At 35.9% G+C, this 21,632-nt stretch carries 22 protein-coding genes and 2 pseudogenes; 11 read left to right on the top strand and 13 right to left on the bottom strand.

Annotated elements, in window-relative coordinates:
- Nucleotides 1-36: 36 nt before the first annotated feature.
- Nucleotides 37-858: a hypothetical protein gene (locus ABWU50_RS00390; RefSeq protein WP_264731583.1), complete on the top strand. Its 822-nt coding sequence runs from the start codon at nucleotides 37-39 to the stop codon at nucleotides 856-858.
- A gap of 3 nt (nucleotides 859-861) precedes the next feature.
- Here the strand turns inward: ABWU50_RS00390 and gshA are convergent, their stop codons facing one another.
- Entirely contained in the window at nucleotides 862-2,022 is a 1,161-nt protein-coding gene (gene gshA, locus ABWU50_RS00385) for a glutamate--cysteine ligase (protein ID WP_353275925.1), read from the bottom strand.
- 115 nt (nucleotides 2,023-2,137) lie between these two features.
- Here gshA and hslV point away from each other — a divergent pair, with 115 nt between their 5' ends.
- Both hslV and hslU read left to right on the top strand, forming a co-directional pair.
- Nucleotides 2,138-2,692 (top strand): ATP-dependent protease subunit HslV, encoded by a 555-nt coding sequence (gene hslV / locus ABWU50_RS00380; protein WP_353275924.1) that lies wholly within the window; start codon nucleotides 2,138-2,140, stop codon nucleotides 2,690-2,692.
- A gap of 1 nt (nucleotide 2,693) precedes the next feature.
- Entirely contained in the window at nucleotides 2,694-4,184 is a 1,491-nt protein-coding gene (gene hslU, locus ABWU50_RS00375) for an ATP-dependent protease ATPase subunit HslU (RefSeq protein ID WP_353275923.1), read from the top strand.
- A 68-nt stretch (nucleotides 4,185-4,252) separates the two neighbouring features.
- Here the strand turns inward: hslU and ABWU50_RS00370 are convergent, their stop codons facing one another.
- Complete coding sequence (locus tag ABWU50_RS00370) at nucleotides 4,253-5,194, bottom strand: FKBP-type peptidyl-prolyl cis-trans isomerase (protein WP_353275922.1); 942 nt, start codon at nucleotides 5,192-5,194, stop codon at nucleotides 4,253-4,255.
- Complete coding sequence (locus tag ABWU50_RS00365) at nucleotides 5,187-5,978, bottom strand: polyprenyl synthetase family protein (RefSeq protein ID WP_353275921.1); 792 nt, start codon at nucleotides 5,976-5,978, stop codon at nucleotides 5,187-5,189. The genes ABWU50_RS00370 and ABWU50_RS00365 overlap by 8 nt, the downstream gene beginning before the upstream one ends.
- Nucleotides 5,979-6,159: 181 nt before the next feature.
- Between ABWU50_RS00365 and acpP the strand changes: the two genes are divergently transcribed.
- From acpP to thyX, 4 genes are all read left to right on the top strand, one after another.
- Nucleotides 6,160-6,384 carry an acyl carrier protein gene (gene acpP, locus ABWU50_RS00360; RefSeq protein WP_253309951.1) on the top strand — a complete coding sequence of 75 codons (225 nt, stop codon included), beginning with the start codon at nucleotides 6,160-6,162 and terminating at the stop codon, nucleotides 6,382-6,384.
- A gap of 13 nt (nucleotides 6,385-6,397) precedes the next feature.
- Nucleotides 6,398-7,672 carry a beta-ketoacyl-ACP synthase II gene (fabF, locus tag ABWU50_RS00355; protein WP_353275919.1) on the top strand — a complete coding sequence of 425 codons (1,275 nt, stop codon included), beginning with the start codon at nucleotides 6,398-6,400 and terminating at the stop codon, nucleotides 7,670-7,672.
- Between the two features lie 177 nt (nucleotides 7,673-7,849).
- A complete protein-coding gene (gene murA / locus ABWU50_RS00350; RefSeq protein WP_353275918.1) occupies nucleotides 7,850-9,127 on the top strand; it encodes a UDP-N-acetylglucosamine 1-carboxyvinyltransferase in 1,278 nt (425 codons plus the stop codon).
- 9 nt (nucleotides 9,128-9,136) lie between these two features.
- Nucleotides 9,137-9,991, top strand: coding sequence for an FAD-dependent thymidylate synthase (thyX, locus tag ABWU50_RS00345; RefSeq protein ID WP_353275917.1), 855 nt, complete (start codon nucleotides 9,137-9,139; stop codon nucleotides 9,989-9,991).
- A gap of 72 nt (nucleotides 9,992-10,063) precedes the next feature.
- Here the strand turns inward: thyX and ABWU50_RS00340 are convergent, their stop codons facing one another.
- From ABWU50_RS00340 to ABWU50_RS00330, 3 genes are all read right to left on the bottom strand, one after another.
- Nucleotides 10,064-12,814, bottom strand: a complete 2,751-nt coding sequence (locus ABWU50_RS00340) for an ankyrin repeat domain-containing protein (protein ID WP_353275916.1) — start codon at nucleotides 12,812-12,814, stop codon at nucleotides 10,064-10,066.
- Complete coding sequence (locus tag ABWU50_RS00335) at nucleotides 12,765-12,905, bottom strand: hypothetical protein (protein ID WP_353273067.1); 141 nt, start codon at nucleotides 12,903-12,905, stop codon at nucleotides 12,765-12,767. Before ABWU50_RS00335 ends, ABWU50_RS00340 begins: the two co-directional genes overlap by 50 nt.
- A 742-nt stretch (nucleotides 12,906-13,647) precedes the next feature.
- The gene (locus tag ABWU50_RS00330) at nucleotides 13,648-14,469 is read right to left on the bottom strand and encodes a hypothetical protein (RefSeq protein ID WP_353275915.1); all 822 of its coding nucleotides are present in this window, start codon (nucleotides 14,467-14,469) and stop codon (nucleotides 13,648-13,650) included.
- 97 nt (nucleotides 14,470-14,566) lie between these two features.
- Here ABWU50_RS00330 and ABWU50_RS00325 point away from each other — a divergent pair, with 97 nt between their 5' ends.
- Together ABWU50_RS00325 and ABWU50_RS00320 are read left to right on the top strand one after the other, a co-directional pair.
- The gene (locus tag ABWU50_RS00325) at nucleotides 14,567-14,803 is read left to right on the top strand and encodes a hypothetical protein (protein WP_353275914.1); all 237 of its coding nucleotides are present in this window, start codon (nucleotides 14,567-14,569) and stop codon (nucleotides 14,801-14,803) included.
- Complete coding sequence (locus tag ABWU50_RS00320) at nucleotides 14,779-15,045, top strand: type II toxin-antitoxin system RelE family toxin (protein ID WP_353275913.1); 267 nt, start codon at nucleotides 14,779-14,781, stop codon at nucleotides 15,043-15,045. The genes ABWU50_RS00325 and ABWU50_RS00320 overlap by 25 nt, the downstream gene beginning before the upstream one ends.
- A 117-nt stretch (nucleotides 15,046-15,162) precedes the next feature.
- Here the strand turns inward: ABWU50_RS00320 and ABWU50_RS00315 are convergent, their stop codons facing one another.
- Nucleotides 15,163-15,561, bottom strand: a complete 399-nt coding sequence (locus ABWU50_RS00315; RefSeq protein ID WP_353275912.1) for a hypothetical protein — start codon at nucleotides 15,559-15,561, stop codon at nucleotides 15,163-15,165.
- 75 nt (nucleotides 15,562-15,636) lie between these two features.
- Here ABWU50_RS00315 and ABWU50_RS00310 point away from each other — a divergent pair.
- A pseudogene (locus tag ABWU50_RS00310) lies at nucleotides 15,637-16,081 on the top strand (winged helix-turn-helix domain-containing protein); the annotation flags it as partial.
- 26 nt (nucleotides 16,082-16,107) lie between these two features.
- Here the strand turns inward: ABWU50_RS00310 and ABWU50_RS00305 are convergent.
- The 5 genes and pseudogenes from ABWU50_RS00305 to icd form a co-directional block, all read right to left on the bottom strand.
- Entirely contained in the window at nucleotides 16,108-16,326 is a 219-nt protein-coding gene (locus tag ABWU50_RS00305) for a transposase (RefSeq protein WP_264736254.1), read from the bottom strand.
- Between the two features lie 283 nt (nucleotides 16,327-16,609).
- Nucleotides 16,610-16,795 (bottom strand): annotated as a pseudogene (locus ABWU50_RS00300) (IS630 transposase-related protein); the annotation flags it as partial.
- A 52-nt stretch (nucleotides 16,796-16,847) separates the two neighbouring features.
- Nucleotides 16,848-16,949: an IS630 transposase-related protein gene (locus ABWU50_RS00295; protein ID WP_253309320.1), complete on the bottom strand. Its 102-nt coding sequence runs from the start codon at nucleotides 16,947-16,949 to the stop codon at nucleotides 16,848-16,850.
- A 152-nt stretch (nucleotides 16,950-17,101) separates the two neighbouring features.
- Complete coding sequence (nth, locus tag ABWU50_RS00290; protein ID WP_353275911.1) at nucleotides 17,102-17,740, bottom strand: endonuclease III; 639 nt, start codon at nucleotides 17,738-17,740, stop codon at nucleotides 17,102-17,104.
- Nucleotides 17,741-17,767: 27 nt separating this feature from the next.
- Nucleotides 17,768-19,195 carry an isocitrate dehydrogenase gene (gene icd / locus ABWU50_RS00285; RefSeq protein WP_353275910.1) on the bottom strand — a complete coding sequence of 476 codons (1,428 nt, stop codon included), beginning with the start codon at nucleotides 19,193-19,195 and terminating at the stop codon, nucleotides 17,768-17,770.
- A 145-nt stretch (nucleotides 19,196-19,340) separates the two neighbouring features.
- Between icd and ABWU50_RS00280 the strand changes: the two genes are divergently transcribed.
- Nucleotides 19,341-19,838: an RDD family protein gene (locus ABWU50_RS00280; protein WP_353275909.1), complete on the top strand. Its 498-nt coding sequence runs from the start codon at nucleotides 19,341-19,343 to the stop codon at nucleotides 19,836-19,838.
- A 918-nt stretch (nucleotides 19,839-20,756) separates the two neighbouring features.
- Here ABWU50_RS00280 and sucD read toward each other — a convergent pair.
- Entirely contained in the window at nucleotides 20,757-21,629 is an 873-nt protein-coding gene (gene sucD, locus ABWU50_RS00275) for a succinate--CoA ligase subunit alpha (RefSeq protein ID WP_353275908.1), read from the bottom strand.
- Nucleotides 21,630-21,632 lie beyond the last annotated feature (3 nt).

The raw sequence follows: 21,632 nt of genomic DNA, 5'->3' as shown, positions 1-21,632 counted from the left end.
AGAATAAAAGGGAGTTATTATTTTGTTAACTATTTCATGCCAAACAAGCTAAAAAAGAAATCTAACATACTCGCACAAAAGGTGCATGATATTTATGATCATGATTTCAGGAAGGTAATCTGCATCACAACAGGTTTAACAGCCCTATTGTGTAAGATTTCACTGCAATTTTGCTGCGAGTTCATTGACAATAATAGATCCAATATCTTTCTTATACGGAATGTTGCTCGACTAGTAAAGTTTCCGACATCTATTCTATATATTGCCCATTCTGCATTTACTCTACAGGATCTAATTAAGGATTACAGAAACCCTGAGAGTAAAAAAGAGCTAGCAAAAGTTGTGGGTAAATCGGCTAATCTTGCAAGCAGCATCATAGAAGCATTGATGATGTTGAAAGTCATCCATTTTTTTACTAGGGGTAATGCAGACGTAATAAGTCACATTCACTTAACATCAACGATCCTATTTCTGTTTATTTCGGAACCTATAAGCTACTATTATTCATGGAGAAAATACTTAGATAATAAGGATCCTGAAAAGTCTGCTAAGTGTAAGAAGGACCTTATTATCAGCACATTAACTTTGTCATTAGGTTTGTTAAACTTCATATTAAAAAGAATGGAGACTGCAACCATACCAATAAACTTAGGTAATGGTATAATCTATAATTTCAACTTAAGCGTAACAGTTAGCATAATATATAGTGCAGTATTTCTGGCAGTTCAGCTTGACAAATTGTTTCAACAACCTGTCAATGATGATCCTTCCACTGAACTTGATAATGCTGGCCATAACCATATTCAGCCCGGTAATGATGATAATGATCTGCCCGATGGCAACGCTGTGGGAATGTAAGGGTTAGAGGTGAAAAGATTTTATTTCTACTGCCAACGCTAGTACTGCTAATTTGCCAACAATACTCCAAAGTGACAGAATTTTACCTTCCACAACCTGGCTAACATCATGAAACTCACAGTCAGTGGCATTCAAGCTAGAATATACATCTTTCCTGCTATTACATCGGTATAAGTAACATGTTGGAGTATCTCCTATATAGTATATCAGCGGTTCTGCAGAACTGCTTTTAAATATGTCAATGGTTGGTACACCTTCTTGTATAATAACGCTATTGATTGCTATTCCTTCTTTTATCTTTTTCATTTTATGACGCTTTTTTTTATTGAGATTTAATATTTCCTCTCCACTTGTTGCTGTTATAATGCCCATCCCATATGTGCCATTGCTTGCTTTGATAAAAACGTAAGGTTGTGTTTTTATTTCATATTCCTCATATTTTTTTTGCACTAGAGATAATATTTGGTCAACTTTAGTCGCTACTGCTCCTAGTGATGAATCATCATTAAAGTCAACTCCATTACAGCTTTCTGTAAGCACAGAAATAAGCCATGGGTCCATTTTAAATTTGCTACAAAATTCGGACGCTAATTCTTGATAGATTTCAAAATACTTAAATTTCTGTCTGCTATGCCAACCGTATAGTGGGCTTGGTACTATATCTTGCTTTACGTCTTTTAGCGTGTCTGGAATGTGGCTCGTCATATCACGATTCAGTATAATAACATCAGGCACAAATCCTGAAGTTGTCTTTAGCAGAGAGTTTTCTTTCACGATAGTTTCATATGGTTCTATTAAATTATATGCTTCGTTGTGAAAGAGGCCAATTCTAGTTTCAAAACCTGCGAGCTGCAGTACTTTCTCTATAACAAATACGTTTTCTATATACATTTTATTTCGTGTGTAATTCTCCGGTATTATAAGAGTCTTTTTATATTGTTTTGTTTCAAAATAACTTTTTATTAGTTTTGCTGCTGTTGCTCTTGATGTCTCACTTAGATTGTTGAACCCTGCAGGAAATAAATTAGCGTCCACTGGGGCAATTTTGTAGCTGGAGTTTCTAAGATCTATAGAGCTATAAAATGGCAATGTAAGGCCGTTAAATTTTGCCTCAAACCAATTATTTATACTTTTTTCCAAATCTGGGTGAATTATGTTTTGCATCTACACTTTAAATGTTATAAGGAAGGTATTATATTATAAGCTATAATTAAACATATTTAGCAAATTTGACTAAAGATTAAAGTATAATGAGATTCTTATTTAAAGTAATAGAAAAATGATTCAACACGATAACAATAAAATGTATGGAACTACTATACTGTCAATTAGAAAAGATAAAAGCGTAGTAGTAATAGGTGATGGACAGGTTTCACTGGGCCACACTGTTATAAAATCCGGAGCAAAAAAAGTTAGGCGTCTTTCTGGTGATTCTGTAATTACCGGTTTTGCTGGAGCAACAGCCGATGCATTTACTCTCTTTGAAAGACTAGAATCTAAACTTGACAAGCACCCAGGGCAATTAATGAGAGCATGTGTTGAACTTGCAAAAGACTGGAGAATGGATAAATATCTAAGAAAATTAGAGGCTATGATGATTGTTGCAGATAAATCTATTTCATTAGTAATTACGGGAACAGGTGATGTTCTTGAACCTGAAGATGGAATCGCAGCTATTGGCTCTGGGGGAAATTTTGCTCTATCTGCAGCAAGAGCTTTAATTGACATTAAAGGAATATCAATAGAAGAGATTGCAAAAAAGGCTATGAAGATAGCTGGCGATATATGTGTTTATACAAATCATAATGTAGTTATTGAAAAGATAGAGGAATGATATGTCTTCCAAGCAAAAAACTTTGTGCACTAATTTTTCCAATCAGCCTATAACCCTTTCAGAAGGGCGGCCTTGTAGTAGTGACACCTATGATGAAAAAAATGACCTCTATAAAGATACTAAGAGTGTTTTTGATTCAAATGACAGCGATATTCAAGTTAATGACAGTACTCAAGTTTTGTTAGATGACCTGCCACCACAGAAGATAGTTAAAGAATTAGATAGATTCATAATCGGACAGGATGATGCAAAGCGTGCTGTTGCTATTGCGCTCAGAAATCGTTGGCGTCGCAATCAGGTTCCATTTCCATTGCGTGATGAAATCATACCTAAGAATATATTGATGATCGGTCATACAGGGGTTGGTAAAACTGAAATAGCTCGCCGCTTAGCAAAACTTGCCGGTGCACCGTTCATAAAAATTGAGGCAACGAAGTTTACTGAAATAGGATACGTTGGACGTGACGTTGATTCGATAATACGCGATTTAGTTGATGCAGCAATAGTTTTAGTTAAAGAGAAAGCCCGTAAAGCCTTAGCTAACAAGGCTTTAATTTTAGCTGAGAAAACAATAGTAAACTCTATGGTAGGCGAAAATGCAACCGAAGAGAGTAAAAAAATTTTTAGAGAAAGGTTGAGGAATAAAGAGTTTGAGGACGGAGAAGTTTCTATTAACGTCAGAGAGAGCAAGAGTATGTTACCTACTTTCGATATACCAGGCATGCCAGGTGGGCAAGTTGGTGTGATGAATGTAACAGAAATAGTGGGCAAGATGTTTAACGGGAGCAAAAAAACAAAAACTATTACGGTGAAGGTAAAAGAAGCGCGTGAAATATTAATTAATGAAGAAAGTGAAAGGCTAATCGATGAAGATAAGATAATCAAAGAAGCCATTGATCTTGTTAGTAATGACGGTATAGTATTTTTGGATGAAATAGACAAAATTGCAGCGCGTGCAGAAGTAAAAGGTGAAGTAAACAGAGAAGGAGTGCAACGCGATCTGTTACCACTACTTGAAGGAACAACTGTTACAACTAAGTATGGCCATGTAAAAACAGACTATATATTATTTATTGCATCTGGTGCTTTTCATCAGTCTAAACCATCTGACCTCTTACCGGAATTACAGGGCAGATTACCGATCAGGGTAGAACTTAAGGCACTTACTCAAGAGGATTTAATAAGAATATTAAAGGAACCAGAATCTAGTTTGTTAAAGCAGTACATAGCTTTAATGAAAACAGAAAATGTGATGCTTGAGTTCACTGATGATGGTATAAAAACCATAGCTGAAATAGCGTTTACAGTTAATAGGCAAGTGGAAAATATAGGCGCAAGAAGGCTTCACACTATCATGGAGAAGCTTTTAGATGAAATAAGTTTCATTGCTTCTGAGAAAAATAGCGAAAAATTCATTATAGACAGCAAGTATGTAAAAGATAAACTTGAGTCAATTTCGAAGCAGCTTGATTTATCTAAGTTTATACTTTAGGAAAAACAAAAAGCCTACTTTAAGTAGTATAGAGAGTGTTCAGAAGGTCAGCCAGTAAACCTAAAATTTCAGCTATATTCTTTAGGCTGTTTTTCAACAGTAGAATGGTGTGCTGCGACCTCTTGCTTAATATCTAAGCTTAAGTCAATTATTGAGATATTTTCTTCATCATAATCTATGTCTTTTATTAACATATCGTCAGTAATAGTCAAAAGGTCAGGCGGAGAAAGAATAGTTCTTTTATTACCAGCTCTCATTCCCACAACTCCAAGCTCTATAGCAAGTGGTATTTTTTTATCGCCAACCCTAAATTGCACTGTTTGATCTTTGACTATATATTCCCCATTATGCTCCTTTACGCTATATTTAACTGATATCTCATCACCGCACCTTACTTGTTTTCCAGTCTTGTTAATTAAGTCATTAAAAACCATCAGATTATTCACTGAGTCGGGATATTTATCCTTTACTTCGATCAGTTTGACGTAATAAGAATTAAAATTCATTTTGTTATCATTGGCAATAGTAACTACACGCTCTCCGCCTTCTTTCATACCTATCATCCCTAAACCCACTTCTTTTAGGTCATCTTGACCTATTTTCAAAGTAACATCAGAAACTTTGCTAGGGAGTGTTGCTGAGTTATTATTAGAAATTTTATATATTTGCAATAGGACTTCCATGCCACAGAAAGCCTTGCTGCCACTGCCTTCAGTAATTTCATAAAAATTTATCGAATCTTCTTCCTTTTGCTGCGTCATTTCTTCTAAATATTCTGTTAGCCCATGCTTTTCAATATAGCGGTCGAGTGCTGATTCAAGTATTGGCTTCACTAGATAATGTGCTATTGTCTGTATCAAACCACCATGCGTGGCACTTATCTCATAAAGCTTGTCCTTTTTTCCCGGTTTACCTTTGTTTATATAGACAATAGTAAACATAAAAGCAGAGGTTAAAGTGAGAATCATTACTATGGAAATAAGCATTTGTAATATAATTTTTCTAACCATCTTTCTTTACTTGATTCAATAAATCATATAAATAATTAGTATCCCCTGAAAGCGCACTCAAATTATCCAAGCCTTGTTTAAAGAGGGCGTCTATATAGTCCTCTACTTCACTTTTACCAAGTACAGACATTAGATTATTTGTTTTATCTTGTTCGTAATCTTCAATATCATCCTTAGCTTGAAAGATAAGCCCTAGGTTTATCCCGTAGTTATATAACGCTTTACGTTGCTTATCTGTAGCATTCCCTATTATAGCACCTATTTCACATGAAGCTGCAAATAGTTTTGCGGTTTTCATCAAATGAATTTCTTTTATTTTGTTAAAATCTGCACCAATATCTAAAATCTGTCCTCCTACCATTCCCCTAATTCCTATTGCCTGAGAAAGAACTTTCATGATTTCACAGCATTTCTCATTTAACGAAGATAATACCTCAAAAGCCAGAGTAAGTAGTGCATCTCCGGCAAGCACTGCTGTTGCTTCATCAAATTTTTTATGGCAGCTTAGCTGGCTTCTGCGAGTATCACTGTTGTCCATGCACGGTAAATCATCGTGAATTAGAGAGTAAGCATGAACAAATTCAATTGCTGCAGCAACTGATATTACTTTTTTAGCTTCCGCGTTAAACACTCGCGATGAAGCTACGACTAAAAAGGAGCGTATATGTTTTGCAGGAGCAAGGAGTATATAACGCATAGCTGATATAAGCTTATTCTCGCTATTTTCTGGTAAAAGTTTATTTACTTCTACAACAAGCAAATTTTTTGTTGTTTCGTCTAGCATTTTTGAATTGTTAATTGTTTAGCATGTAACGCTAGCCAGCTAGGGCAGTAGAAAACTTTGCTGTAGTTTACCAGTTATAAAAGATATTGCAAACATAAAAATTTTTTATAACATCAAAGAATAGGTTATTTTTTTGGTAAGAAATGTGAATAGCGAACTAGCAAAGAGCACTAGAGAAAACATAGAAGAGAAAGTGAAAAAGATTATACTAGAGCACATTAGTAAGGATGTAGAGAAATTCAACAGCTCTTCAAAGCTTTCGGAGCATGGTGCAGACAGTTTAGATGCAGTTGAAATCATCATGGCAGCAGAAGAAGAGTTCGGAATAGAAATTCCAGATGAAGACGCACAAAAAATGGAAACTATGGAGCAAATAGTTGAGTACATTAATAGTAAAAAAGGCTAATAGTTAGTGTTAAATGAGCAGAAGAGTAGTAGTCACTGGTGTTGGTTTAATCACTCCACTAGCGGCAGATGTTGACAACACTTGGTCAAGGCTGATAAAAGGCGAGTCTGGCATAAAAGCAATCAATACAGATAGATTTGACTCTTCTGATCTTGCTTGCAAGGTTGCAGGGCAGGTGCCTGTGCAATCCGATAACATTGAGAATTACTTTAATCCTGTAGGTTATATTTTTGAAAAAGATCTAAAAAGAACGGATCGTTTTATTCATTACGGCATTGCAGCAGCGATTCAAGCTGTGGAAGATTCATCTTTAGAAGATTCAAAAGTAGATAGAGAACGTGTTGGCGTAACTATTGGCTCTGGTATAGGTGGTCTTCCGTCAATTCAGGAAAATGTTATTACCATGCAGGAAAAAGGGTCCAGACGTGTCAGTCCATTTTTTGTCCCTGCAAGTCTAATAAATTTGATATCTGGCCATATTTCTATTAAATACGAATTTACAGGTCCAAACGATTCAGCAGTAACCGCATGTGCAACAGGTGCGCATGCAATCATAAATTCAGCAAGAACTATAAAACTTGGTGAAGCGGATATTATGATTGCAGGTGGAGCAGAAAGTGCACTGTGTAGAGTTGGAATTGCAGGTTTTGCATCTATGAAAGCGTTATCAACTAAATTCAATGATAAACCCAAAGAAGCTTCAAGACCATGGGATGCAGAACGCGATGGTTTTGTTATGGGTGAAGGAGCAGGTATATTGGTGCTGGAGGAATACGAACATGCAAAAAAAAGGGGGGCAAAAATACATGCTGAACTGGTTGGGTACGGACTGACAGGGGATGCACACCACATTACAGCACCACATCCAGAAGGAAGAGGCGCATTTAAGGCAATGCAGCTTGCTTTAAAGAGGGCACAAATTAATCCCAATCAAGTAGGGTATATTAATGCACATGGAACTTCAACACCACTTGGAGATAAAATTGAAGTAATAGCAATGAAACAGTTATTCGGTGACTACGTTTATAAAATACCTGTTTCTTCAACTAAATCTTCTATAGGACATTTACTTGGTGCTGCAGGGAGCGTTGAAGCAATATTTAGTATTCTTGCGTTAAATAATGGAATTATTCCGCCAACCTTAAATTTACATAAACCTTCAGAAGGATGTGATTTAAATTTTGTACCACTTAAAGCTCAAGAGCATAAAATTCAATATGCACTTTCTAATTCGTTTGGTTTTGGTGGCACTAATGCATCGCTCATCTTTGGAAAAAATTATAATTAAACCTCTTAAGGATAAAATAAACGTAAGGTATCAATAATTGGCTAAGAAAGAAAACAATGGTGTCACGCTACTTGGATGAAGGAGGGAGAAAAAGCAAATTTTTGCCTTTTACGGTCAATCTATTATACTTAGTAAGACTTCAATAAATTAATGAATATATACTTTATATCTAATTAAATGCACAAGATATTAATAAGAAATAACTACAAATCCCTGGTCGGAAAAATCAAGATTAATGGTTCAAAGAATGCTATTTTACCGATAATGGCAGCAAGTCTATTGAGTAGCTTCTCGGTAATTTTGCATAATGTACCTGATTTAATTGATGTGCATCTAATGTCTAAGCTGCTTGAGAGTCTTGGAGCGAAAGTGAATTTTACACGCAATAAAGATTATAAAGCAAATCATACTTTGGAAATTGATTGCAGTAATATCAACAATCACGTAATGTCACACGAAACTGCAAGTAAGCTGCGAGCATCTCTTTTAATGCTAGGTCCAATTCTCAGTAGATTTGGTAAAATCACAACAGTCTTTCCTGGTGGATGCAATATCGGAAAGCGTCCCGTTGATATGCATATCAAAGCATTAGAAGAAATGGGAGCTAAAATTGAAGTTGAAGGCTGTAATATAATTGCAACAGTGAAAGGAAAGCTACAAGGAAAAGAAGTTATACTTGAGAAAATAAGCGTTGGTGCAACAGAAAATGTAATAATGGCAGCAACACTTGCAGAAGGAGTGACAATAATAAACAATGCTGCAACGGAGCCGGAAGTTCTTGATTTAATAGAGTTCCTAAAGAAAATGGGTGCTAATATTGAGATTAGTGATACAAGGATCACAATAACAGGAGTTGAAGAATTAAATGGATGTGTTCATAAAATAATACCAGATCGCATAGAAGCAGGCACCTATGCACTAGCTGCTATAATAACCGGTGGTAAGTTGGAGTTAGAAGGAATAAGTCTATCTGATATAAGATGTATTGTGAATGAATTGAAGGCTATAGGGGCTAATGTTGAACTATATAATGAGGGGGTTATGATTTCCAGAAAAAATTGCTCTATTAGGTCTGCTAACATTGCAACAGATCCATACCCCAACTTTCCCAGTGATATGCAACCACAACTGATGTCTGCAATGTGCATCGCTGATGGGATATCAGTAATTGAAGAGAACATTTTTGAAAACAGATTTGCACATGCAGATGAATTGAGAAAGTTAGGCGCTAATATCAGCATCGAGAAAAGCAAAGCTACTATAAGTGGAATAAAAAGCTTATCTGGAGCTAATCTGTGTGCCACTGACTTAAGGTCAACAGCAGCTTTAGTACTTGCTTCTTTGGTAGCTGGTGGAGAAACTACAATAAATAATTCGCATCATTTATGGAGAGGATATGAAGCAATGCACGAAAAACTCAATTCATGTGGAGCTGATATTTCCATTTCATCTTGAGGATATTTTATGAATGAAGCAACTAAACGAACTACAGTAAAAGAAATAGATGAAATCTTATATGAAGAACATAAGGTATTAGACCATGGATTTATTCGAGTAGTGGATTATATGGGCTCTGATAGCGCTATAGTTCAAGCTGCTCGTGTTTCTTATGGCAAGGGAACAAAACAGATAAGTCAGGATGAAGCACTTATAAAGTATTTAATGAGACATCATCATACAACTCCATTTGAAATGTGTGAAATTAAGTTTCACGTGAAACTTCCAATTTTTGTTGCAAGGCAATGGATAAGGCATAGAACTGCAAATGTGAATGAATATTCGGCAAGATATTCAATACTTGACAATGAATTTTATATACCAAAACCAGAACAGATTGCAAAACAATCTGATAATAATAAACAAGGTAGCGGTGAAGCTTTTGATCCGGATACCTCAAAGGAAATAATAGATTCTCTAACAAACGACTCTAATTTAGTATATTCTCATTATGAAAAATTTATTGAGCAGGGGCTTGCAAGAGAAATTGCCCGAACTAACCTAACGCTTAATTACTACACGCAATTTTATTGGAAAATAGATCTGCATAACCTCCTTCATTTTTTGAAGCTTAGAGCTGATAAGCATGCCCAATATGAAATCAGAGTTTATGCAGAAGTTATGCTGGATATAATAAAAAAATGGGTCCCATTGGCCTACAATGCCTTTGTTGAATATTGCCTAGAATCAGCTTGTATTTCAAGAACTGGTCTAGAAATAATTCGCAAATTAATTAAAAGGGAAAACGTTACTAGAGAAGAAAGTAATATTGGTAAAAGAGAATGGGACGAGCTGATGTCTATACTTGATAAACAATCTTAAAGATAAAGGCATACGTGTCAATCTCCTCTGTCAGTTAACTCTCGTTCACCAAATTGAATCTTGCTTTTTACATCACATTAACTCATCACTTTTATAGAACATCTCATTAAAATCATCCAAAGTTCCAAAATCTTTATTTTGAACAAATAGATGACCATCTGTTATGTATGCCTTAGGCAGGGTAAATGGTTTATCATAATGCTGCGATGCTGGCCTAACAATTTCATTATATAAAACCATTACTTGCTCGTAGTTATATCCATCACCAGCATGATATTTACCACGTACGGTATCATAAAAATTCTTTATATCATCATATGTCACTTGCAGCTCCACCTCATACTTTCCCACTTCAAGAGGACTTCCTGTCCTTATTTTAAAGGGATGTTGTGCATTTGCAATACTGTTAGAATCTTCTGCTTCACTATCAGAATTTTTATCCATATTTTCTATCACACTTGCCATAACAGTTTCTTGTTCGTCTTCTATTGGTTTTGCTTGTTTTTCAATTTTATTATTGCTACTGTCAGTTTCCACAGTGACTTTTCTTGTTTCCATATCTTTTTGAGCTTTCTCATTACTTTGCTTGCGTATTTCATCTCCATGCAATTTCTCCTGCAGAGCTTTTTCCATGTCAGCATAACCGTCACGATTGCTTTGCAAAGCTGGTTGATCTTCAACATAACTGCTGCTATCATCTGCTTGCATTTGATCTATATAGTTAGATTCTTCTTCCTGTATAGTATTTTTTGTAACTCCCTTAAGGTAATCAAGCATATCTTTTCCAGTCTTTTCCCAACTTGCAGCATCTGCATATTTTCTATCATTATTGATTACATCCTTTAATATTCTTCTATCATCTATCCATTGTTCAGCATGCTCAAATAGCGTCCATCCTTCATTACCACAAATATCAACATCAGCTCCATTCTCTATCAGGTACTTTACTTTGTCCAATTGCCCATGCCTTACTGCATGAATAAGTGGTGTCCAGCCTTCACTATCTCGAACCTCAATATTTGCATTATTCTTTATTAAATATTCTAATATCTCTTGATTTCCTAAATTAACAGCAAAGTGTAAAGGTGCTAAACCGTAACTATCTTTAACATTAACATCTGCACCATGCTCTATTAGGTAATTTGCTACCTCTATATTTTTCATGCTCATGGCAAAATGTAATGGAGATTTACCAGAACTAATATCTCGAGTATTAATATCTACATTGTGATCTATTAAGTATTTAGCTATCTCTGTATGTTTGAGTTCAATAGCATAATGTAGTAGTGTTTGAGCAGAGGTGTTTTTGACATTAAGATCTGCACCATGTTGAGCTAAATATTCCACCATATCCAGGTCACCTAGCTTAACAAAATGGAATATCGGATTACGTACATTAATATCTGCACCATTGTCCACAAGATATTTTACTAAAGCTGTGTTCTTTATAGCATAGTCGAGCGGCCTGAGATTGTGAGCATCTGGAATATTAGGATTTGCACCATGTTCCACTAAGTATTCAATTATTTCCATGTTTCCCGATTTTATGGCATAGTGCAAAGGTGTCTTAAAACAAGAGTAATCAGTTCCTTCGTAATAAATATCTTGAGAATTGAGATTTGCACCTTGATCGATAAGATATTTTGCTATTTCTGTATTTCCTGATTTAATAGCATGATGTAGCGGTGTTTGTCCGGCTTTATCTTTCGCGTCAATATTTGCGCTATGTTCTACAAGTTCGATAACTTCATTCAAATCCCCTGATAAAGAAGCAGAGTGCAAACGCGTCGCACCGGTTACCTCATTTGTTTCATTTATGTTTCCTATAGTATCTTCTGCATTATCTTCTTCAACTGCCCTTTTCTTTCTAGATTTGACTTCACTTTTCACTGTAACTTCTTCGTTCATAGGTTGATCACTAAACATAACTTCTGCATCTATCTGGTTACTATCTTTCTCCAACTCATGAGATAATTTTTCAGATAGCTGATCACCACTCAAATATGGTTCCTTTGAATATTTAGCGTAATTATAGGGATCAGTGCTGTCTGCTGAATAAAACCCACTTTCAAAGTCTGAGTAGAAGCTTTGATTGAGCGCGAAAAATAAATTTTCATAATCAAGTAGCATGTCATAATCAGAGCTAACACAATGCAAGAATTCACTATCTTCATAACCTGCTATATAGAATTTTTCGGAATCAAGGGTAATTTCATTTGTCCCCTTACCTTCTGCAGTAAACTGTAAAACTACTTCTGAACGCCCGTTACCTACGTCATTACCTTTTACCACTTTAAACAGGGTAATTTCACCTTTTTCTATGAACTCCTTTAATTTCTCATTCTTTTGATCTAATTCTTCTTCTGCTTGTCTTTTCTCTCTTATCAATTTCTCCTCTTTTTCAGTAGCTCCATTTTGCAACTGTAAAAACATCTCTTGTGTGGTTAAGCTATTTGTGTTGCTTAAAAAATTATCTAACATATTTGATGCAATTGGTGACAATTCACCGTGATCATCAAATACTTTTTCCTTTGCCTTATCATAGTGATTTGGGTTATAGATTGCATAAAGAGGATAAAAGCCATAATCTGCTATTGACGCCCCATCAGATGATAGTTCCATTGAGAATCCATAGTGATTAAGTGGAAGATTGGAAGTTAAATATCTACCGTTATCATCCCTAACGTATAGCTCACTTCTACCATTGTGCTCACTATATTTATTGTAGTAGATATAAAAATTCTCATGGTTAAGATTGAAGTGATCATCTAGGTTATTGAATTGTACTGCCAAGCTTCTCACGCAAAAGATTTTTGCTTTCATCTGTAAGCCTCATACGTGCAGAAAAGTAGTATCGATCTATAGGTTCGCCTTTTTCTATCTCAAAGTTCAAAGTAATCTTGTCGTTGACCATTGGTAGCCTCCAAACATTATGTAAATCTATTCATTATTTTATTTATCAATCATACGGTGTGTACTATGAAAAATGTGTTAAGTATTAAGATTTTTTTTCTGTATCTAGATAAGGTAACAGTAATCTGTCATTTCAGCGCGTGAAGCTGGAATCCAGCTTTTTAAGTCATGAGAGCTACGAAAAATTACTTTACAAACTCCGCCAGCCCCCTTATCATGAAACTGAAGCTATTTATTTATCTTCGCAATCTGTGAAGGTTAATGACAAAAAACTTAGGGTATTTGGCGTCTCATGTTTAATTTTTTGCACTATGTGCACTCTATGTCTTTATAAAATTTCTGGTTTTTTACCCACATAAGCTGAAACGCGCTTATAAAGCGTTTAAAACATAAAAAAACGCCAACTTAAAAAATGGATAGTGAATAACTAGCTACCCTAGGGTTTCTTTTGCCTTTTTTTCTGTTTAGTAAATTTCTTAATGTTTGTAATTTAGATTAGTTGCGGCTTAAAAGCAACTGAATCGTGGTTATTAAACGTTTAGAATAAAAAAACGCCATACTTGAAAGTATAATGTAAGTAATTAGCCAACCACGGGGCTTCTTTTGCCTTTTTTCTTCGTTTAGTAAATTTCTTAATGTTTATAGCTAAAGTAACTTAGGTTCATCGACAATCGTCATCCCGCTACGTGTTAGCGGGATCTATGCTAAGAGATACCGCGAATGAATCGCGGTATGACGGTTAATTATTCCGTGACGGTATCTGCTTTTTCCTTGATCCTAAGTTCCTGCATTGGCAATCTATTCTCATCAATACTCGTGCCATCTTCAAGTACTGCAGGTATTATGATCTTCTCAAACTGTCGCTCTGATTTTTTCTCTAAATAACCAAATATGTCGTAAACACTGATACTTTGACCAATCACTAAAAATGGCGTATCAGCAGTATTACGCCTTGAAGTTATGCATTGTTCAAACTTTTGACAGGCACTGATCAGCGATACCCGACTATAAGCGCAGCTTGCATCATGTAAATCATCAAGGATAATGCAACCACCGTACTTTCGACCTTCATCAAAATCAAGAGAACTATCCCCAGCTCCTGTACCTGTTACATGCCCTGATATTGAAAAGCCATTAACAAAACCTCCTTCTTTCGTTCTTATTACTCTTGTACTTCTGCGCCCAACTATCTTTACATTGGGAAAAACTTGCCGATAAAATGAAGATTCAAGTACAATATGTAGTTCATTGATTTTTTCACGCATCAAATCCCTCTGGTGCGTGATATACATAAATTTTGCCCTTGGATTATTGCCAAGGGCAAACGCTACATGAAATATAAAACCCAGTGTTGTCTTGGCACAGCGTGGTGGTATGTTCCACCACTGACTGTGTGCTTTTTCAAACACCAAGCGATTAACACTGCTAAACAGCATCCACAGATAGTTTTTGCTGCCATCCTCTCTCTTTAAATTTAACCTAATATTAAACACTCGCAGCATGCCTTGAAATGCGAAAAAACCAAAGTCTTTGCGGCATAAAATAATATCCTCCTGAGATAGCATTTTTCATCCTTTAAACTAATTCCAGCATGCACTAATTTATTGAAAAATTAAAAAAAATGTTGTAAAATTGTTACAGTAGTAGATTTTGGTAAAGAATATGGCAGATTCAGGAATTAACGTAGCCTTCAGCAAAGAAACCTCAAAGCATCTTGCTGAGCTAGCTGAGCTCACTAAGCAGCCTGCTCAAGAATTAGCAGAGAAACTACTCAAAGAAGCAATTGAGCTTGAAATCGAGGATTTTTTAGTGTCTAAAATTTCTGATGAGCGTGATGTTGAAGGTGCAGAAATGATTAAAAGTGAGGATGTAGATTGGGATACACTATTATCTTCGTAGGAAAAGTTATTAGGAAAGACCTTCCTGACCTTCCAAAAACAATAAGGTTGAGGGTTGTAAAGGCGATAAATGAACGACTTGCAGTCGACTCAATAAATCTTGGTGAACCACTACATCATAGCTTAAAAGGGCGTAGAAGGTTAAGAGTAGGTGACTATCGTGTGGTTTATAGGGTAAATCAACCAGAACATACAGTGGTTATCACAGAGATAGGACATAGAGATAACATTTACAAAAGATAAGTAACTATGCTGACGCTATTGCAAACTTTCCTGCAGTTTTACCAAACTCACCCAACATTTGATTTATAGCTAGCCAGCGATCATTTATTGCTCTGCCGTAAGAAGTGTAACCACCACCTAGATTTGACCAATTTGTGCACCAAGACCATGTGCTCCGATAAGACTTTGCAGCCCTCCTAAAGATGAACCGATAAAGTCATTCAAGCCACGCGACGCAAGTTCAGAGTTTAAACTTGCAACTTTAGATAGACCATAGCTTGATTGATCAAGCCCACTTGCTCTTAATTGGTTGCCAATCATTTGATTGCTAATAAACTGCTGGTAAGGATTGCCTTGATATTGCGACGCTATTTCATTGATAAATCCTCCTGGACCATCTTTTCCTAAGCCCCCAAGACTATCCATGAATTTATTGTACCGACCATACAATTCTTTTTGTACTCCGATATTATTTTCAAATTGGCGATTAGCTTTAGAACTACCAAAAAGAAAGTCAAATAAATCTCCTAGTACCAATTCCCGCTATACAAGTAACGGATAGACAATAATGGAAAAAAGCCATACTGGAGTAAGTAAAATAGCGAGGTTTAAATGGCATTAAGATCAAAATTATTGGATGAAAAAGTGAGCAAAAGAAATGCTGAAGAAAGTAAGAAATAATGCATATGTTGCAAAAAAACTAAATGCTGTAATTGCAGCAAAAAAGCATAGTATAACAGCCGTAGCAAAAATATGTTGCATTTCAAGAAAGGCACTTACTGCATGACCTAAAATTTGGCAGAGAAGAAAAATTATTTGCTCCACCTCAACGCCGTAGAAAAACTATATTGAACCAAAGCCAACTTGAACAAGTTGAAGCATGGATACAAGAAAATCCCAACATTACCATTAAAGAAACGAGAATAAGAATTCAGGAAAAGTTTGGTTTAGCAAGTCTACAGTACACCGTAATATGCAAAGAATGAAATTCTCATATATCACACCAAGACCAGTGCATAACGGACAAGATAAAAGTAAACAAGAGGAGTTTAAAAAAAAATCTTAATGAAACTATAGTATTTTCTAAAACGAATGATAAACGTCTAAAATGGTATTACCAACTAAAAGGTGTAAGTCTGTACATTGATGCATTAGAGGTCTGAGGCGACTTTTGATGGTGTGCCAACAATGCTCTATCGGATTTAGATCAGGTGAATATGTTGGAAGATAAAGCAAATGACAGCCAAAAGACTCTATTAATGACTTTGTTTTGGGAGTTTTATGGAATGTAGCATTATCCATAACTATGGTTGTATTACGCTGCAATTGTGGTTCGCTCTAACCATACATTAAATACATCTTTATTACACCCTCCTGTGAAGGTCATTGGTGCAATAAACTTCTTTTTAATCCATCCACCTATTATACTCACTCTTTCCCGCTTTTTTCCGGAACATCAGCATATATTTTTTCTCCTCTTGGAGCTCATGCATATTCTCGGTATAGTCTATTATCAACTCCTGCTTCATCTATATATAAAATGCTACAGTGGTCTATTTTTGAGACTTTATCGATAAATTGCTGCCTATCTTCTTGATTGCGCTCTTGATAGAATGTGACTTTTTTTTAAGGTTATTTTTAGCTGTTTTAACCTATACCAAATTGCACTTATTCCAAAGCCAAGGTTTTGTTTCATTTCTACTAGTGTGTGATCTGGGTGTTTTTTAACATAGTCTACAAGTATTTTTGGGTCTATTTTCCGAATAAAACCAGTACTTTTTACCGCTTTGAGACCTTGGCCAGTAGCTTTCTTTTTTAGCCATCTATATAGTTTCTATCTCAAAAACCTCTGCAACTTCAACCTTTGACTTTCCTTTTTCTACCAAAGACACTGCTTTTTCCCTTAAATCTACACTATATACCATCGCTTTCCCTACTTTAAAAAAACATATTATACCTTTATCATTCGCTTTTGAAAATACTATAGTTTGCTTATGAGCAACCTGGATCCCAGCGTCAGCTACTCGGATGATAAAAGGAAGGAATATCGGAGTGACAAGAAAGGGGTCATAGTGTGCTAGACTTTATACCTTTTGCATTCAAACTCACACAAATCATGAATTATACACGTTTCACACGAAGGCTTTTGCGCTTTGCAAACATATCTACCATGCAAAACTAGCCAGTGATGAGCATAAAGCAGGTATTCTTTTGGAACTACATTTAAAAGAGATTGCTCTGTTTTAAACACATCTTTTTCTCTCACAAGTCCAAGTCTATTGCTTACTCTAAAAACATGAGTATCAACTGCCAATGTTGGAATACCAAGTCCTGAATTTAAGAACACATTAGCGCTCTTTCTCCCAATCCCTGGTAAAGATACCAAATCATCGAAATCAGTAGGCACTTCGCTATTGTACCGCTCAATCAATATTTTGCTGAGCCCGATTACGTTTTTTGCTTTGGAATTATATAAACCAATACTGCTTATGCATTTTCTCAGCTCATTTTGCCCAAAACTCAGCATCTTTTCTGGCGTATCAGCGATATTAAATAGTTCTCTTGTAATTTTATTAACGCTTACATCGGTTGTCCGTGCTGATAAAACTATCGCAACTAGTAGTGTAAAATGATTGGTATAATTTAGCTCTATTTTTGGCGCAGGATTTGATTGTTGAAACTTTTTAAATATTAGTTCTATTTTTTTTGAATCCATTTCATTTATCACACCTCTTTTAAAGAATTAAGAAAAGAACCCCTCTTTCCCATCATATAAATACAACTTATCCATTCTCACCACGTCAAAGCTATTTTCTTCGAGTTTGATTAGCAAGTTATTTACATCACTATTTGTAATAGCTTGCTTTTCATTATTTGCGATAAACCTACAGGTTATTTGGTCACTTAAAGATTTTGAGTTTCCTGGCCAAATCGCTAGCCCTTTTGAGTATATTGCTATAATTTGCAGATTACTTGATTCAAATAATCCTACTATTTGATCAAAATTGCTGGATTTGTCCCAAGCAAGCGTTATATCACTACCCACTAGCTTTTTAACTTTGTAATCTTGTTCGTAATTGTCTTGTACTTTATTTATTTTACTATCTGAACCACTGCTAATTATAAGCTCAGGTAATGTTGCAGGTTTCTTTCCTAGATTATCTATAACAGCTTCTGCAAATTCTTTTGTACCAACTTTCTGTTTACTTCTTTTCTCCTTATACAAATCGGCAGTGTGTATTCCATCCTCTAAAGTCTTCAGCCATGCATCGTAGATTAGTTTTGCAGTACCCACTTGACCTATGTAAATTAGCATATGCACTGCAGCATTTAAAAGACCAGAAGGATTAGCTATGTTTTTTCCTGCAATATCAGGAGCAGAACCATGAACCGCTTCAAACATCGCATATTCATTACCTATATTGCTACTTCCTGCAAGCCCTACAGAACCTGAGGTTTGTGCCACTATGTCTGATAATATGTCGCCATATAGATTTTCAGTTACTATAACATCGAAATTCTCCGGTTCTGTGGCAACACGTGCCATTCCAATATCAACTATATAATGTTCTGCCTTTATGTCCTGGTATTCCTTTGCAATGCGATCAAACGCTGCATGGAAAGTTCCGTCAGTCATTTTCATTATGTTGTCTTTAGTCAGGCAAGTTACTTTTTTTCTGTTGTGTTTTTTCGCGTATTCAAAAGCATACCTGCATATCTTCTCTGAGCCAGATCTAGTAATAATTTTAGTGCATTGATAAGAGTCACCAGTAAGCCTATGCTCTATTCCGGTGTAAACGTCCTCTTCATTTTCACGTATTACTACGATATCAAACTTATCAAATTTATTTTCTATAACAGGATGATACGAAATACACGGTCTGATATTTGCATATAACCCTAGGTTCTTTCTGAGCGCTACATTTAAGCTTTTGTGGCCTTTACCTTGAGGAGTTGTTGTTGGAGATTTTAATAATATTTTTGTCCTTTCAATTGATTCCCAACCACTTGGAGAAATTCCGTGAGACCATTCCTTACTATAAACACGCTCACCTATTTCAATAATATCTATTGAGATCTTCGCTTCCGCTTTGCGCAATATCGACAGCACCGCTTCCATAATTTCTGGTCCGATACCATCGCCATACGCAACTGTGATTGGTGTTGACATAACTTCCCTCACTGTAAATGATTTAATGTTAATTCAAATAATAGAGTGGCACAAGTAGCTAATATTACCCAAATTAGTATATTTACGGTTATTTAACAACGTGCTTTTATATTATATGATGACATTATGAAATATAGGTGGGGTTATGGATACTGAAATAAATGTTAAAGTAAATTACGTAGGGTTTACAAGGCGTACTGTAACAGCAATACTTGACCAAATAATATTTTTCTTTCCTTCATTCATCTTATACATTGCATTGTTGGGCAATAATGAGGTTAATAATTTTCTTGACGAAATTGAACAGTTAACATCTCCTTATACAATCTTTACATCAGTGCTGTGTACAGTATTAGAAATATTAATAATAACAAGACTGGGAGGTACGCCAGGACAACTGTTGTGTGGTATGTATATCAAAGATGCAGACACATTTAAAAATACTACTCTTATGCAAGCAGCAATAAGGTGTATTTCTGAGACAGTTTTCTTGATTATTTCTTTTTTGCTGACTCACTATGTTTCTCAGTGGTTTATAATTTTACCAATTTTAGTTTTAATATTTGCGATATTCGACCGGCGCAAGCAGACTTTTTATGATAAAATTGCAAAAACAGTAGTAATAGATTATAAACCTAGTTGATATTTTTCTTTAGTTGTTACCACTAAGGGTGTTATTCCAGCGCGTGACGTTAGTTAGAATCCAAAAACCATGAGAGCTACAAAAAATTACTTTACAAACTCCGCCAGCCCCCTTATCATAACACTGAAGCTATTTATTTATCTTCGCAATCTCTGCAGTGGATTAATGACAAAAAACTTAATGTATTTGGCGTAAATCATGCTTAATTTTTGCACTATGTGCACCTCATGTCTTTATAAAACTTCTAGGTTTCTACCTATATAAGCTGAAACGCGCTTATAAAGCGTTTAAGACAGTAAAAGACGTCAAATAGACAAGGGAGAATTTGAATACTAGCTACCCTAGGGTTTCTTTGCCTTTTTTTCCGCTCAGTAAATTTCTTAACGTTTGTAATTTAGGTTAGTCGCATTTAAAAGCAGCTAAATTGCAGCGTTTAGAATAAAAAACGCCAATATTTTGAAGTACATATAAATAACTAGCCAACCATGGGGCTTCTTTTGCCTTTTTTTTGTTTGGTAAATTTCTTAATATTTATGACTAAAGTAATTTAGGCCTACCGACAACCGTCATCCCTGTAAAGGTCAAGTATCCCGCTACGTGTTAGCGGGATCTAGAGATACCGCGGCGGTATGACGGTCTGCGGCGGTATGACGATAACCTTGTCATCCCACTACGTGTTAGCGGATGAGATACCGCGAATGAATCGCGGTATGACGTAGAGTCAGCGTTAGCTATACTTTTATACTCACCAAATCAGTTTGCTTGCTTACAAGCAAACTTTCCTGGATCCAAGTAATCAAGCTACTCGGATGACACCATTATAGAGTGAACCAGTGTCAGCTACTTGAGTGACACCCTTTCTAGCAGAAACTGCTCCTCAAATCACAACGTTCGTACAGCTGCGTTTTAGATTAGGCACTAATGCATTACTTCCAATACCTTCTTACCAATCACTGCAGGGGTTTCAGCAATTGCAATCCCGGCGCTCCGCATAACTTCTAGTTTTGCACCAGCACTTCCACCACTGGAAGAGATGATTGCTCCAGCGTGTCCCATACGTCTTCCTGGAGGTGCTGTTTGACCTGCTACAAAACCAACGATTGGCTTTTTAGTTTTTTCTGTTTTCACAAAATGTGATACATCTTCTTCTTCGTTTCCACCTATTTCACCAATAACTACAATACCATGAGTATCGTCATCTTTTAAAAAGAGCTCCATACAGTCGACAAATGTCATACCATGAACTGGATCCCCCCCAATTCCGATACACGTGGATTGACCAAGACCAACAGCGGTTGTTTGTGCTACTGCCTCGTAAGTTAAAGTTCCAGAACGAGACATAATCCCTATATGTCCACGCTTATGGATATGGCCAGGCATAATCCCTATTTTGCACTCTTCGGGCGTAATAATTCCCGGGCAGTTAGGACCAATCAATCGACTTTTTGAACGAGCAAGAGCATGCTTCACCTTTACCATGTCAAGTATAGGAATGCCCTCTGTAATGCAAACTATTAGCTCTATCTCTGCATCTATTGCTTCAAGTATTGCATTAGCTGCAAACTTAGCAGGTACATATATTACCGTGGCATTCGCATCAGTTTTTTCTTTGGCTTCTGCTACAGTATTAAAAACTGGTAAGTTAAGGTGAATGCTACCACCCTTGCCAGGAGTTACACCACCAACCATTTTTGTTCCGTAGCTAACTGCTTGCTCTGAATGAAATGTACCTTGCGCACCAGTAAAACCCTGGCATATTAACCTTGTATCTTTGTTTACTAAAACGGACATACT

Origin of the sequence: Wolbachia endosymbiont (group A) of Pipizella viduata, from assembly GCF_964028555.1 — a bacterium.
Classification (GTDB): Bacteria; Pseudomonadota; Alphaproteobacteria; order Rickettsiales; family Anaplasmataceae; genus Wolbachia.
The sequence above is the reverse complement of the archived record's forward strand: the minus strand, read 5'-3'. Positions and strand labels throughout refer to the sequence as shown.